This window comes from Thalassospira sp. MCCC 1A03138 (assembly GCF_002115785.1).
Taxonomy (GTDB): Bacteria; Pseudomonadota; Alphaproteobacteria; order Rhodospirillales; family Thalassospiraceae; genus Thalassospira.
The window spans coordinates 279,624-293,879 of the sequence record NZ_JFJY01000006.1; the positions used below are offsets into that span (position 1 = coordinate 279,624).

Annotated in this window: 13 protein-coding genes; 3 read left to right on the forward strand and 10 right to left on the reverse strand. The window is 54.7% G+C overall.

What is annotated here, in order from left to right:
- Positions 1 to 81: 81 nt before the first annotated feature.
- The 4 genes from recJ to TH468_RS14355 form a co-directional block, all read right to left on the reverse strand.
- Positions 82 to 1,884: a single-stranded-DNA-specific exonuclease RecJ gene (recJ, locus tag TH468_RS14340; RefSeq protein WP_085645189.1), complete on the reverse strand. Its 1,803-nt coding sequence runs from the start codon at positions 1,882 to 1,884 to the stop codon at positions 82 to 84.
- A 47-nt stretch (positions 1,885 to 1,931) separates the two neighbouring features.
- Positions 1,932 to 2,468 (reverse strand): peroxiredoxin, encoded by a 537-nt coding sequence (locus tag TH468_RS14345; protein WP_085645191.1) that lies wholly within the window; start codon positions 2,466 to 2,468, stop codon positions 1,932 to 1,934.
- A 195-nt stretch (positions 2,469 to 2,663) separates the two neighbouring features.
- Positions 2,664 to 2,984, reverse strand: coding sequence for a type II toxin-antitoxin system RelE/ParE family toxin (locus TH468_RS14350; RefSeq protein WP_168177148.1), 321 nt, complete (start codon positions 2,982 to 2,984; stop codon positions 2,664 to 2,666).
- Entirely contained in the window at positions 2,971 to 3,219 is a 249-nt protein-coding gene (locus tag TH468_RS14355; RefSeq protein ID WP_371268755.1) for a type II toxin-antitoxin system ParD family antitoxin, read from the reverse strand. The genes TH468_RS14350 and TH468_RS14355 overlap by 14 nt, the downstream gene beginning before the upstream one ends.
- 151 nt (positions 3,220 to 3,370) lie before the next feature.
- Between TH468_RS14355 and TH468_RS14360 the strand changes: the two genes are divergently transcribed.
- Entirely contained in the window at positions 3,371 to 3,688 is a 318-nt protein-coding gene (locus TH468_RS14360) for a hypothetical protein (RefSeq protein ID WP_085645343.1), read from the forward strand.
- Here TH468_RS14360 and TH468_RS14365 read toward each other — a convergent pair.
- The 5 genes from TH468_RS14365 to TH468_RS14385 all read right to left on the reverse strand — a co-directional run bounded on the left by TH468_RS14365 (position 3,685) and on the right by TH468_RS14385 (position 10,345).
- Entirely contained in the window at positions 3,685 to 4,977 is a 1,293-nt protein-coding gene (locus TH468_RS14365) for an Hsp70 family protein (protein ID WP_085645195.1), read from the reverse strand. The two genes, TH468_RS14360 and TH468_RS14365, sit on opposite strands and share 4 nt — an antisense overlap.
- A gap of 134 nt (positions 4,978 to 5,111) precedes the next feature.
- The gene (glpX, locus tag TH468_RS14370; protein WP_062951815.1) at positions 5,112 to 6,071 is read right to left on the reverse strand and encodes a class II fructose-bisphosphatase; all 960 of its coding nucleotides are present in this window, start codon (positions 6,069 to 6,071) and stop codon (positions 5,112 to 5,114) included.
- A 137-nt stretch (positions 6,072 to 6,208) separates the two neighbouring features.
- Positions 6,209 to 7,513 (reverse strand): homoserine dehydrogenase, encoded by a 1,305-nt coding sequence (locus tag TH468_RS14375; RefSeq protein ID WP_085645197.1) that lies wholly within the window; start codon positions 7,511 to 7,513, stop codon positions 6,209 to 6,211.
- A 124-nt stretch (positions 7,514 to 7,637) separates the two neighbouring features.
- The gene (locus TH468_RS14380; RefSeq protein ID WP_007091618.1) at positions 7,638 to 8,879 is read right to left on the reverse strand and encodes an LL-diaminopimelate aminotransferase; all 1,242 of its coding nucleotides are present in this window, start codon (positions 8,877 to 8,879) and stop codon (positions 7,638 to 7,640) included.
- A 137-nt stretch (positions 8,880 to 9,016) separates the two neighbouring features.
- Positions 9,017 to 10,345: an OmpA family protein gene (locus TH468_RS14385; RefSeq protein WP_085645199.1), complete on the reverse strand. Its 1,329-nt coding sequence runs from the start codon at positions 10,343 to 10,345 to the stop codon at positions 9,017 to 9,019.
- 265 nt (positions 10,346 to 10,610) lie between these two features.
- On the opposite strand from TH468_RS14385, the gene TH468_RS14390 reads away from it, so the two are divergent.
- Positions 10,611 to 12,413 carry an alpha/beta hydrolase gene (locus TH468_RS14390; protein ID WP_085645201.1) on the forward strand — a complete coding sequence of 601 codons (1,803 nt, stop codon included), beginning with the start codon at positions 10,611 to 10,613 and terminating at the stop codon, positions 12,411 to 12,413.
- Positions 12,414 to 12,446: 33 nt separating this feature from the next.
- On the opposite strand, the gene TH468_RS14395 is transcribed toward TH468_RS14390, so the two are convergent.
- Positions 12,447 to 13,235 (reverse strand): hypothetical protein, encoded by a 789-nt coding sequence (locus tag TH468_RS14395; protein WP_139834723.1) that lies wholly within the window; start codon positions 13,233 to 13,235, stop codon positions 12,447 to 12,449.
- Positions 13,236 to 13,284: 49 nt separating this feature from the next.
- Between TH468_RS14395 and TH468_RS14400 the strand changes: the two genes are divergently transcribed.
- The gene (locus TH468_RS14400; RefSeq protein WP_168177149.1) at positions 13,285 to 14,256 is read left to right on the forward strand and encodes an NAD(P)-dependent oxidoreductase; all 972 of its coding nucleotides are present in this window, start codon (positions 13,285 to 13,287) and stop codon (positions 14,254 to 14,256) included.

Consider the following 14,256-nt stretch of genomic DNA (forward strand, 5'->3'; position numbering starts at 1 on the left):
TGGCCAAGGCAGTTTCCGCATTTATTTCCGCGCATTACCGGGCCGCTTGGACGGCCCGGTACAAAGGCCTGAAAATGGACCTTACCCCAGAACTGGCATGGCAACATCGTCAATCATCAATTGCACGCCCTCACGTCCCTGCCAGCTGTCACGCCGCAAATGACCAAGGACATGCAAGGGACGGCCGCCATGCTTCAGAAGGGTCTGGCCCATATCATTATCAAGGCAGCGGAATGCGATGGCCTTAAGGCGTCCCTTGCCATTGCTGCCCGATAATATGCAACGCACGTGATCAGCGCCCACTACGTCAGCCTTGACTACCCGGCATTCCGGGAAAACAAAGCGCGGCTCGGCATTGCCGGCACCAAACGGGCCGAGCTTTTCGAGGGCTTCGATCAGATCAAGCGTCGCCCCCATTGCATGCAGGCCACCATCAACCGTCATGGTCGGGCGAATATCATTTTCAGCGATGATTTTGGCAAACCGGGTTTCAAGAAATTCTTCGAATGCCGGGCGTTTTTCCGGATCAAGGGTGAAACCAGCCGCCATCCCATGCCCGCCGCCATTGATCAAAAGCCCTGCCTGCCGTGCAGCAATGATCGCAGCCCCAAGATCAATCCCGCGTACCGAACGCGCAGATCCCTTGAACACGCCATCAACCATGCCCATCACAAGGGCGGGAACATGATAACGATCCTTCAAACGGCTGGCGACAATACCGATCACGCCAGGGTGCCAGTCTTCGCCGCCGACCAGCACCATTGCACCGACCTTTGATTGGCTTTCAACGGCGCTGATCGCCTGATCAAGCACGATATCCTCGATCGCCTTGCGTTCACGGTTATATTCATCAAGCTTGCGCGCGATATCCAGCGCCTGGGCGGGATCATCGCCCGAAAGCAACGTCGTCCCAAGGAACGATTCCCCGACACGCCCACCGGCATTCACACGCGGCCCCAGCATGAATCCAAGATGATAGGCACTGGGCGTTTCATTTACCCCGGCAATATCGGCCAGCGCCGCCATGCCAACATTGTGGCGATGGCGCATGATCTTGATGCCTTGCGTCACGAATGCGCGATTAAGCCCGCGCAGCGGCACCACATCGCAGACCGTACCAAGGGCCACCAGATCCAGCCAGTTGCGCAAATCGGGCGCACGAATGCCTGCCTGTTCCAGCCAGCCGCGCGAACGCAATTCGCGCAGGATCGCAACAGCCAGCAAAAAGGCGACACCCGCCGCACACAAATGCCCAAGGCCGCTTTCATCATCAAGACGGTTCGGGTTGACCACCGCAACGGCGGGCGGCAATTCTGGCTCGGCGGCGTGGTGATCGACGACAATGATCTCAATCCCCGCTTCCCTGGCATCGGTCAGCGGCGCATAGGCCGTCACCCCGCAATCGACCGTCAGGATCAGATTGGCCCCCCGGCGCTGCAAATCGAGCAAGGCCGGACTATTTGGGCCATATCCTTCTTTCTGGCGATCAGGGATATGCACGACAACATCGCGCCCAAGTGCCGCAAACAGGCGCTTTAACAGCGCGGTACTGGTGGCACCATCGACGTCATAATCACCAAAAACGGCGATATTCTCGCCCTTGATCACCGCATCGGCAATGCGCGATGCCGCCTTGTCCATATCCTTTAAGGTCGATGGATCGGGCATCAGATCGCGCAAGGTCGGGTTCAGGAAACTTTCGGCATCATCCAGCCCGATATCGCGGGCGGCCATCACCCGCCCGACAACTTCGGGAACGCCAAAACGCTGGGCAATGGTGGTTGCCAGCCGGTCATCCAGATTGCGTTCGCGCCACCACTTTCCGGTAACGGATCGCTCTATTCCCAAAAATGTCTTTTCTTGCGCATGGTCTGTCATGCTCATTGAAATAGCCTAATCCGGGGCGCGCTTAAACCGGATATTTCAATCCATCAGCCCTTCGGATTATCGCGGCACCAGCGCAAGACATTTTCGGCATCCTCGGCCGGAGCATCAACCGGATAGAAAACCTTGGCAATCCTGCCATCATCAATGATCATGGTCAGACGCTTGAACAGCCGCATGTCATCAACGATGAAGTCCGGCATCGCCATGGATTCCTTGAACCGGTGATCGGCATCGGACAAAAGCGCAAATGGCAGATGCAGCCGTTCGGCGGCTTCCTTCTGATATTCCGCGGTCTGGCTGGAAAGCCCGAAAAGATGATCGACACCGACAGCCGACAGCTCCTTGGCGTGATCGCGGAAGGAACAGGATTGCGGCGTGCAACCTTTGGCACCGGGGATTTCATCCCACCCATCGGGGGCTGGCTTGTCTGGTTCGGCTGTGCGCGGATACGCATAGACAACCGTGCGCCCGGTCAGGGTCGCAAGATCAACCGCCTGGCCATCGGTTGCCGCCAACGCAAGGGACGGCAGCATCTGGCCCGTCAACCGTGCAATAACGTGTGCATCACTTTCACTACTCATCAATCATCCTCCCTGAAAAAGCTCATCGGGGCTTATACAGCCACGAATGCCCGCCCCTTGATAATCTGAAGATAAGTGTGATCGATCTTTCACAAAAAGAAGTGACGATTTCGCATCGTGAAAAACGTGAGCCTGCCTGCAACCTCTTGCAAACGCCAAAGCTGAGGGATACGCGCAAATCGCGGTGCAGATTGATCAGGGCTCAAGCGCACGCAACATCGCCTGCCAGTTTTGCCGACTGCCGAGAATGCGCACAATAACAATATGATCTTGCCTGATTACGTAAACGATCAAATGATTTTGATACACGTGAATATGCACAGGCGGATCAAATTCCATCCTTTCACGTGCGATATCGGGCATGGCAACTATGCCATCAAAGACTTTCGTCAGCCTGTCGACATAGGTGTCCGCCTGATCAAGCGACCAGGTTTCTGCGGTATAGCGCCAGATATCGTCAAGATCGTCAAACGCACGCGGAGAAAGCCTGTAATGCGTCAGCTTATCGAACGACATGGCGTTCGCGCATACGCAATTTGAAGGAGTCAGCATCAAACTCTTGCGGCTCGCCACTGTTGATGCCGTCCGTGATCGCGGCCTGCAAGGTGGCAATCGCAGACTGCCTTTCCTGATCCTTCCGGATCAGGTCTCGTACATAATCACTGGCATTGCTGTATCTACCATCTTTGCTTTGGCGCTCAACCCATTCTCGCATGGGATCAGGCAGGGATACATTCATGGTTGCCATCATGACCTCTTCATTGCTCCAAGCAGAATACGGCAAAATGACAAAAAATGTCAAACCCAATGACAAAGATTGCCATCCGTAAAACCCTTGTTCTACTTGAACACAGCTTTAGGCTGTGCATACCTTGCGCGATAAACAAAAACGGATCCGCGCAATGAACCATAGAAAAGGTCTTCGGATCGGGCTGACCGTCCTTTCCATTATGGGTGCACTGATGGCCGCCCCACTGGTGATGTTTTCACCGATGATATTCGGTGCACCGAGGTCGGACGAAAACAACCTGACCTGGTTTCTGTTTTTTGCCGTTCTGGCGTTTCCGGTGCTGTGCCTGATGGGCGGCATCCTGCCGTGGATTTTAAAGAACCACCCGAAATCGCTTTGGCTTTACGGGCTTGGCGTGATCGGGTTTGTCCTGATAACGGTGGCCGTGATCCTGCTTGAAACCCAATGCCAGGGCAGTTTTAGTTGCTAAACGATCCCCTCATCCGCTGCAATTAGCGCAAGACCATGCGCAACCGACAGGAATGGTTGGCCAATTTCGACCCGTTCCTGGCCAAAGTCGTCTTCAAAAATTTTGCGCACCGCCGGGACATAGGACGTCCCACCCGTCATGAAAACGCGCGAAACTTCGTGGGCCTGTATACCCGCCTGCTCGAGACACAGCTTGGCGGCCTTTTCGATCTCGGCAATATCAGGTGCAATCGCGGCTTCGAAATCGGCACGTGTCAGGCGCTCCTCGATCTCGACCCCGGCATGATTGAATTGCAGGATCGTGCTTTCCTCGCTTGAAAGCTCCGCCTTGGCTTTTGACACCGCCTGATACAGGTGGAAGCCAAGTTCTTCTTCGATGATTGTTACCAGATCTTCGATATCGTCGGGTTGTTCCGCGGTACGGATCAGGCTTCGGATTTCGTTGATCACCTTGGGCTGGCGCATCATCGAAAGATAATGCCAGCGCGAAAACGCGGTGTAATACTGGCGCGGCACCGGCAATGCCGCCCCCATGGTGCGATATTCGCTGCCAAAGCCAAGACGCGGCCAGATGGCTTTCTGGATGATGCGGTAATCAAAACTGTCGCCCGCAATGCCAAGACCGGTATGCGACAGCGCCTTGACCCCGCGAATGCCCATACCCGGTGTAAAGCGGATAACCGAAAAGTCACTGGTACCACCGCCAAAGTCGGCGACCAGAACGGTTTCGGGCTTATCAAGCTGCCGACCGTAATAATAGCTTGCCGCCAAGGGTTCGAACACCATTGCCTCGACCTCGAACCCGGCCTGCTCATAGGCCGCACGCAGGCGCATTTCGGCATAATCGTTATCGGGATTTGTTCCGGCAAACGCGACCGGACGCCCGGAAATAACACGATAGCCAAGGCCACCAAGGCTGTATTGCGCGTGATGATGTATCTGGGTCAGGAACGTCGCGATCAGATCTTCGATCGTATAGACATTACCAAAAATCTCGGTGCCCTCGAAATCCTTGGACGCCAGATAGGATTTGATCGACTGGATCAGTCGGCAATCCTGACTTTCCTTCAGATATTCGGCCATGGCAAACGGCCCGGAACAGCTTTGCAAACTGATCGGCGCACCTGGTGTGGTCAGCTTCTGTTCTTCCCAGAAATACAGGATGGTTCGATAGGTATCAAAACTGTTCTGCCCGACCTCGAACGTTGCCGATTGCACATTGCCGTTGCTGTCGGCCACGGCAAGCACCGAATTGGTCGTACCAAAATCAAGGGCGATAATCTCGGACATATGGTGGCTCCGGCAAAGGCGTTTCATTTTCAAGGGGGCGGAGGATGTAACCCGGACAGCCTACCCCCGCAAGCGATAAACGAAAAAAGGGAGCGCAAAGGCACTCCCTTGTTTTCGCGATCCGCTTTGGCGAATTACTTGTACCAGATTTTCCGGCTGAAATCGTGAACCGCGCGCACATAGCGCACCGTGCCCGACTGCGACCGCATCACGATGCTTTCGGTTTCCGCACCATTGGCGAAACGGCGTACACCGCGCAACATCGCCCCATCGGTCACACCGGTTGCCGCAAACATGACATTGCCTTTTGCAAGTTCGGTCAGCTTGTATTTGCGGGTCAGGTCTTCGATACCCCATTTTTTGGCGCGCGCGATTTCGTCATCATTACGGAAAACAAGACGCCCCTGAAACTGACCACCAATGCAACGAAGGGCGGCAGCCGCAAGAACACCTTCGGGCGCACCACCGGTCCCCATGTAAAGATCGATGCCCGACGTTTTCTGCGAGGTCGCGATAACACCGGCAACGTCACCATCACCGATCAGCATGATACGCGCACCGGCTTCGCGGGTTTTGGCGATGATTTCCTGATGGCGCGGGCGATCAAGGATGCAAACCACCAGATCGGAAACGTCGCAGCCCTTTGCCAAGGCAAGGCTTTTCAGGTTTTCGGCCGGGCTGGCATCAAGGTCGACAACATCATCAGGCAAACCACCACCAACGGCGATTTTGTCCATATAGGTATCCGGTGCGTTCAGGAACCCGCCCTTTTCCGCCATGGCAACAACGGCCAGCGAGTTCGGGCCACCGGTCGCACAGATGGTCGTGCCTTCAAGCGGATCAAGCGCGATATCGATTTCCGGGCCTTCGCCCGAACCAACTTCTTCGCCAATAAACAGCATCGGTGCTTCGTCGCGTTCACCTTCGCCGATCACCACGGTACCGCGAATATCCATGCTGTTGAGGGCATTGCGCATTGCGTCCACGGCGGCCTGATCAGCGGCCTTTTCATCACCGCGCCCCATAAGCCCGGAACAGGCAAGTGCTGCGGCTTCGGTAACACGAACGGTTTCAAGCGCGAGATTTCGATCCATAACTTCATCCTCGTCATTAACGCGGGGTCTGGGGGCCCCGTCTTTCTGTTTCCCGGCGTGTCCCGTTTGGCTCGGGACTTATAATTACGCCTCGCGGTATTATACCTGCGAGGCGCATATGTCTTTTTTTTGTTTTGTTACGAAGTAAATCCTTCGATCCGCATCAGGACCGGCGGCTGCGAATTGCTTTCAAACGCCGAAATGTCGGAAAGCGCCCCGGACATCGCCGCTTCGCTGGTTTCGTGGGTCACGAACACCACCGGAACAACCCCACCCTCGGTCTCGGCCCGCCCATGCTGGATCATGGAAGCCATCGACACACCATGCTTGGCAAGGGTCGCGGTGACCTCGGCCATGACACCCGGGCGATCCCATACCATCAGACGCAGGTAATAAGGCCCGACATGTTTTTCGAGCGAGGCGCGCACATTCTTTTTCAAACGATCCGCCGGAACACCAAAGACCGGCGCATTGCGCCCGGCCGCAATATCAACAAGGTCGGCCACCACAGCCGATGCGGTCGGACGTTCGCCCGCCCCACGCCCCTGCAGGACGACCGGCCCGACATAATCGCCTTCAAGCACGACCGCGTTAAACACACCTTCAACTTTTGAAATCTGGGTGCTGCGGTCAACAAGAACCGGTGAAACACGCTGCTCGATGCCCTCAGACGTCTGTTTGGCAATCGCCAGCAACTTGATGCGATAACCAAGCTCTTCAGCCAGTTGGATATCAAGGGCGGAAACGCTACGAATGCCTTCAACTGCAATCGCGTCAAAGTCGACCTCGACGCCAAAGGCAAGGCTGGTCAGGATTGCAAGCTTGTGCGCGGCATCAATGCCATCAACGTCAAAGGTCGGGTCGGCTTCGGCATAGCCAAGTTTTTGCGCCTCGGCCAGAACATCGGCAAAGTCACGCCCCTGTTCGCGCATGGTGGTCAGGATATAGTTGCACGTCCCGTTCAGAATCCCGGTCACGCGCGAAATGACATTACCCGCCAATCCTTCGCGCAGCGCCTTGATCACCGGAATACCGCCTGCAACCGCGGCCTCATAGGCGATGGTCACGTTATTTGCATCGGCAATGCGCGCCAGTTCCACCCCATGCAATGCAATTAGCGCCTTGTTGGCCGTCACGACATGCTTGCCGTTTTCAAGGGCGGCCTTGCAGACGTCATAGGCAATGCCGTCCGAACCGCCAATAGTTTCAACAACCACATCGACATTCTTGTCAGTTGCAAGGTCACGGGCATCTTCGTACCAGGTAATGCCTTCGGTCGAAAATCCACGGTCCCGAGTTCGATCGCGCGCCGATACTGCTGTGACAATCATCGGGGAACCGGAACGGTCCGTCAGATTATCCCTGTGTTCGCTCAGCAGTTTAACGGTTCCGGCACCGACCGTACCAAGGCCTGCCACACCGATGTTTACGACGTTTTGCACGATAACTCCTCATGCCGTGATTGGATTTGCGCATGCGCGACGGAGTCTTTTACAACATCTGATACGCACACAAAACTTCGCCCGGGAAATGTCCCGGGCGAAACATAGAATGCTTTATCGAATATCAGACGGATTTCTTCAACAGTTCACGTGCAGATTCTGCATCGGGATATTTCTGGAAGAATGCCTTGATATTACGATTGGCCTGCCGGATGCGATGTTTGTTTTCAACAAGCGCGATACGCACATGGCGATCACCATATTCGCCAAAGCCAAGTCCCGGTGCCACCGCAACGCCCGCTTCCTGCAAAAGAAGCTTCGAGAAATCAAGCGATCCGAGTTCTTCAAACGCCTTGGGAATCGGGGCCCAGGCAAACATGGTCGCCGCCGGGACCGGAATATGCCATCCGGCACTTTGCATACCTTCGATAAAGATATCGCGACGGTCACGATACAGGTTACGGAATTCTTCGACACAATCCTGCGGGCCGTTCAATGCCGCCGTTGCCGCCACCTGAATCGGGGTAAATGCACCGTAATCAAGATATGATTTGATCCGCGTCAGTGCATTGATCAGCTTTTTGTTGCCGGTGGCAAAACCGATGCGCCATCCCGCCATCGAATAGGTTTTCGACAGGGAATAGAATTCAACGGCAATGTCTTTCGCCCCTTCGACCTGAAGGATCGAGGGCGGCGGATTGCCATCAAAATAGATTTCCGAATAGGCGATATCCGACAGGATATAGATTTCCTGCGCCCGGCAGAAATCGACAACTTCCTTATAGAAATCAAGATCAACCACCAGCGATGTCGGGTTGGCCGGGAAGTTCAGGACCACCGCACTCGGTTTCGGGACCGAATGTTTCACAGCCCGATGCAGTTGCTCCATAAAGCTTTCGGCGTTGAATTCGCCCTGTTCGTCATGACCAATCGGAATGTGGCGTAATGCCGCACCGGCAATGATGAAACCGAACGCATGGATCGGATAGGACGGATTGGGCACCAGAATGATGTCACCAGGGCTGGTGATGGCTGCGGCAAGGTTCGCAAGCCCTTCTTTGGAGCCCAGCGTCACAACGGTTTCGGTTTCAGGATCAATATCCACCCCGAACCGGCGCCCGTAATAAGCCGCCAACGCCTTGCGCAGACCGGGGATACCGCGCGACATGGAATAACCATGCGTGCGCGGGTTCTTGATCGTTTCAACCAGCTTGTCGACAATATGTTGCGGGGTGGCCGGGTCCGGGTTGCCCATGCCAAAGTCGATAATGTCCTCTCCCGCTCGCCGCGCCGCCGCTTTCATCGCATTTACTTCAGCAAATACGTATGGCGGGAGGCGTTTTATGCGATGGAATTCCTGGGACATTATCCTACATCCTCGTCATTTCGCCGATTTTCGAATTTCCTGCGAAAACCGGGTCGTCGAATTGAAAAAAATTGCGCGCCACACGACAAAATGCGGGTGGCGCGCCGTACAATTCGAAGGATGTACCTTTTTTAGGATCAATAATCCATAAAGATTTCAACACGGCGGTTTCCGGCTTCACCGGCAGGAACGCCTTCATAATAGCGCGGGTCAGCCGATCCGTCGGCCCCGACAAAGATCGCGTCAGGGTTAACACCGAGAGACACAAGCTGCGACACCACCGCCGAAGCGCGCTGTTCCGAAACCTGACGGTTGATCGCCAGATGTTCTTCAAGGCTCATATTCGCGGTACGCATCGACGCATGGCCGATAATACGAAGGATACCGCCGGTCTGACGCCACGCCTGGGCAACCTGGCTCAGGACATTGTTATCCGTTCCCGACAGATTCGACGAACCATGGCCAAACTGGATTTGTGCGACCTGCACACCATTCACACTTGGTCCCAGCGTATCAACGGAACGCACACCAAGACGCGATGCCAGAACCTCGTTCGCGGTTTCGGCATAGGGCATGGCAGAATCGGACAGATAGGCATTGCCATCGCTACCAAGCTGGCTTTCATCGACAATCACCGCCCCATTATCGGAATAGGCAGAATAATCAAATGATTGTGCCGGCGGTTCATTGGCAAACACGCCCTGACCTTCTGCAAGACGCCGATTGTACTGATTCATCACCGGGTCACCGGTTGATGATCCTGACGATCCGGGCGCGACTTGTGAAGACTCGGCTCTTTCCTGTTCAGATTTCAGAACATCGGGCTTCTCGGGCGCAGGTTGCGGTGTTGGAACGGGTCCAGACGCCGGTGCCTTGGCACTCCATTCATCGGCAATCCTAGAACCGGACTGCGCCGAAGTCACAGCACTGCCCGTTGCGGCGCTAGCAGTTGCGGCTGCTTTGGTTTCAGCTGCTTTTTGCGGCTCCGCCATGGCGCTACTGCTAACAGATGTGGTTGGTGCCGGCGCAATCGTCGGCATATCAACACTTTCGGCACTTTGCTGCGGCTGCGGCTGAAGCGCGTTGACCGGCGGCGTGCTTTGACGACGGCCCGACTGGGAATATTGCGCATTGGCGCGGTCTGCAGCCAAACCTGCGACAAGCGCATCACGTTCCGCATCACCGGTCACAACCGGCTTGGCCGGCGTATCGGCCAGACGCGGATAATCTTCGTCTTCACCCGGAATCGGCTGATCCGACTTGGCAGCAGCTTCCTCGTCGCCGTCAAAAGCATCACCAATCGATTTTCCCCATTCGACCGGATTGATTGCATCGGGGACCGAAGAACAGGCGCCCAGCATCAGCACAACAGCAAGCGCCGATCCGGCATGCAGCAAGGGCCGCAATTTAACTTTCGCGGACCCGTGCCCCGACCACCGCCATGTCGTCGATTTCAGAACGCCCATTTGATTTCGCTGCTCCAAACTATGTTATGTGTGACGTTGCCGTTGAAGATTGCGACAAATCCGTCACCTTATAATTCTTGTATTACCCCTCATCAGCGAGCTAGGCTAAGGCCATGATAAGCTTGGGATCAAGCAGAGTTTCAACCCAGCACGCAGTTTGAGAGCATTGGATCATAAAACGGGAAAATGATTGCGATATCGCAAAGATCGGATTTCCCGTTTTATGTTCCGATGCACCGGCGGCCGTATCATAAGGGAATGCGCCATGAACGATCAACAGGCCAAAGAAACCGAAATTCATCTTCCTGATCCCGAAGAGCTGTCATCAGCGATGGCAGAAATAGCAGAGAGAAGTCAAAGACTTGTGTCCGACTTCCTTGCAAAACAGGCAGAAGACCCGGAAATTTCCGACCCGGACCCGCTTAATATCGGATCGGCATTTGTCGAACTGACCACCCATATGATGCAAAATCCGACCAAGCTGGTCGAAGCACAAATGGATCTCTGGCAGCAATATTATATGCTCTGGCACAATACAACGATGCGTATGCTGGGGCAGGAATCGGAACCTGTGGCTTCCCCGCAAAAGGGCGATCGCCGATTCCGCGACGAGGCGTGGGAAAACAACGAACTTTTTGATTTCATCAAGCAGTCCTATCTGCTGTCCTCGCAATGGATGCAGAATGTTGTGCATGATGTTGACGGGCTGGATGAAAAAACCGCCCAGAAGGTCGAGTTTTACACCCGCCAGTTTGCCGATGCGATATCACCGACCAATTTCATGATGACCAACCCGGAAGTCCTGCGCGCCACCATCGAAAGTGGCGGTGAAAACCTTCTTAAGGGGCTCAGCAACCTTCTGGACGATCTCGAACGTGGCAAGGGCAAGCTTCAGATCAAAATGACAGATCTGGATGCTTTCAAAATCGGTGAAAATGTCGCAACCACCGAAGGATCGGTGATCGGCAGAACACCTCTGATGGAACTGCTGCAATACAAACCGGCAACCGACAAGGTCGCGAAACGGCCGCTTATGATCGTGCCGCCATGGATCAACAAATATTACATCCTTGATCTGCGCCCGGAAAATTCATTCATCAAATGGGCTGTTGATCAGGGCCACACGGTTTTTGTCCTGTCGTGGGTCAACCCGGACAGCAAACTTGCCGAAGAAAGCTTTGAAGATTACGGGCGTGACGGCGTGCTTGCGGCACTCGACATGATCGAAAAGGCAACCGGCGAAAAGGAAGTCAACGCTATCGGCTACTGCCTTGGTGGAACGCTTCTGGCGGCCATGCTGGCCTACATGGCCAAGGTTGGCGATGAACGCATCAAATCGGCGACGTTCTTTACCACCCTGACCGACTTTGAAAAACCCGGCGAGCTTTCGGTCTTTGTCGATGACGAACAGATCGAAAGCCTTGAAAACCGCATGTCGAAGGAAGGCTATCTTGACGGCCGCGATATGGCGATGTCGTTCAACATGCTGCGTGCCAATGACCTGATCTGGTCATTTGTGGTCAACAACTACATGCTGGGCAAGGATCCCTTCCCGTTCGATCTTTTGTACTGGAATTCCGATTCGACCCGGATGCCCAAGGCAATGCATAGCTTCTATCTGCGCAACATGTATAACAAGAACCTGCTGCGTGAACCGGGTGGCATTACGATTCTTGGCGAAAAGATCGACCTTCGCGACATCAAAATCCCGGTCTATTTTCTCTCCACCCGCGAAGACCATATTGCGCCATGGAAAGCAACTTATGCCGGCACGCAATTGATGTCAGGCCAGGTGAAATTCGTGCTATCAGCATCTGGCCATATTGCCGGTGTGGTAAATCCACCTGCCGCCAACAAATATTGCCACTGGACCTATAACCGCAACCCCGCCGAACCCGAGGACTGGCTCGCCAAGGCGGTCCAGCATGAAGGATCATGGTGGACCGATTGGCAAAACTGGATCAGCCGCCGTTCCGGCGGGAAGGTTGACGCCCGCGAACCGGGTGATGGCAAGCTTAAGGTGCTTGGCCCCGCCCCCGGAGAATATGTAAAAGTGCAACTTTCCTGATATTGCAAAGCGCCGCGCGCCCGCAAACAGCGCTTACGGCACGGTATAGGACGAACAATCAGGAAGCTTTTTATCTGGCCGATATCGTTCGGCAGCCGCGTCAAAAACAAAGACGCGGCTGTAGCTGCAAGTCTCGTCACGCACCCAGACAAGGTCTTCCTCACCAAGGGTGGGCTTTTCGGTTGAATCTTCAAACAGCGATACCCTGCCCGGATATGTCGATGCCTCAGTACGATAGGAAATATCGGGCAGCAATCCACTTTCTTTGCCGTTCAAAGAAACACTTCCACTAAATGCATATTCATCGTGGCAGGCTTCGCGGCGCTTCACCAAATCATCTTCGTCAAAGCAGGCCCGGATCATCTTTGATCCTTCAACCGGCACCGATAGCACAAACCCGCTTGCATCCGGGTTTCCCCGATCAATATGAAACAGCCGCAGCGCGGTCGCGGATGCGCCACCGCCGGAATATCCGGTTTGAAGACTGCTTTGCACCCCCAAAAGGACATTCCCATCCTGTCCGCGGATAATATTTGGCCAGATTGCAAAATCCGTCCCACCAACAGGATCGTGATCGCCCTGAATATTCAAAATGCCATGTTGTGCGATGATCTTGCCATCGTTTTGAACCGTCAGAACCGGGTCGTTCAAACCATCATTTCCGATGCCAGCACACCATTGCAGATCATTGGTACAAAACTTTTCCCCGTCTGCCGCCTTGCCCAGAACTTCCGTCCGATACCGGGCTTCACCCGGCCCGGAACCCGCAGTGGTGCAACCGGCCAGAATCAGGGTTGAGAAAAGACACAGGGCTTTATTCACATCCATTTCCTTACGATTTTTTTGTCCCCCACAAAACTGGCAACACTTTATGGCAGCTTTGTTTTTAAAATTGGTGCTAAGTTTTAAACATCTCATCACCCGGGTTTGGACTACCACACAACAGACGAAAAATGGATATGGGTTAATGGCATTGAAAATCGGTTTTCTCGGCGCTGGTCGCATGGCATCGGCAATGATTTCCCGCCTGCTTGAACAGGGGTATCAGGTCAAGGTCTGGAACCGTAGTGCCGCCAAGATCACCCCGCTTGTCGCCAAGGGCGCAATCGCCTGTACCTCACCGGGCGAAGCGGCAAATGATGTTGATGCTGTCATTTCGTTCATGGCCGATGACATCGCTGCCGAAACCGTCTGGCTGGGCGACAATGGTGCACTTGGTGCGATGACACCCGGCGCGCTTGCCATTGAATGCTCGACCCTTTCGCACGGATTTGTTGTGGAACTATCCACCAAGATCATGACGGCAGGCTGCCTTTACATTGATGCGCCGGTCACTGCCGTTCCGGCACAGGTTGCAGTGGGTGAAACGATGTTTTTGGTCGGTGCGGATGATACCGTGCTGAAACAGGCGCGCCCAATCATGGAATCGGTTGCCAACCGTATCGTACATTTCGGCCCCATCGGATCGGGGACAATCTACAAGCTGATGAACAACCTTTTGGGTGCCGTTCATATTGCGGCGGCTGCCGAACTGGTTGCGGTTGCGCAAAAGGCCGGTCTGGATGGAAATCTGGTTGCCGAAACATTTGCCAATGGTGCCGTCGCCAGCCGGGCCGGTGTCATGACAATCCCAGGCATGATCAGCGGCAACCATAACGAAGGCATTCATTTTACAACTGCGTTACGCGCCAAAGATGCCGGTTATGCCATGTGGCTTGCCAATGAACTTGGCGTTGACCTGCCGGTTGGCAGATCAGCGACCGAAATGTTTGACCGCGCCATCGAAGCCGGGTTTGGCGACCTTGCACAAAGTGCCGTGCTGGAAACCATTCGCGGCCGGTAA

Coding starts and splice junctions, on each gene's coding strand:
- recJ (WP_085645189.1), bottom strand. CDS start 1,884: ATGAGCATGACAGACCATGCGCAAGAAAAGACATTTTTGGGAATAGAG.
- TH468_RS14345 (WP_085645191.1), bottom strand. CDS start 2,468: ATGAGTAGTGAAAGTGATGCACACGTTATTGCACGGTTGACGGGCCAG.
- TH468_RS14350 (WP_168177148.1), bottom strand. CDS start 2,984: ATGTCGTTCGATAAGCTGACGCATTACAGGCTTTCTCCGCGTGCGTTT.
- TH468_RS14355 (WP_371268755.1), bottom strand. CDS start 3,219: ATGATGGCAACCATGAATGTATCCCTGCCTGATCCCATGCGAGAATGG.
- TH468_RS14360 (WP_085645343.1), top strand. CDS start 3,371: ATGAACCATAGAAAAGGTCTTCGGATCGGGCTGACCGTCCTTTCCATT.
- TH468_RS14365 (WP_085645195.1), bottom strand. CDS start 4,977: ATGTCCGAGATTATCGCCCTTGATTTTGGTACGACCAATTCGGTGCTT.
- glpX (WP_062951815.1), bottom strand. CDS start 6,071: ATGGATCGAAATCTCGCGCTTGAAACCGTTCGTGTTACCGAAGCCGCA.
- TH468_RS14380 (WP_007091618.1), bottom strand. CDS start 8,879: ATGTCCCAGGAATTCCATCGCATAAAACGCCTCCCGCCATACGTATTT.
- TH468_RS14385 (WP_085645199.1), bottom strand. CDS start 10,345: ATGGGCGTTCTGAAATCGACGACATGGCGGTGGTCGGGGCACGGGTCC.
- TH468_RS14390 (WP_085645201.1), top strand. CDS start 10,611: ATGAACGATCAACAGGCCAAAGAAACCGAAATTCATCTTCCTGATCCC.
- TH468_RS14400 (WP_168177149.1), top strand. CDS start 13,285: ATGGCAGCTTTGTTTTTAAAATTGGTGCTAAGTTTTAAACATCTCATC.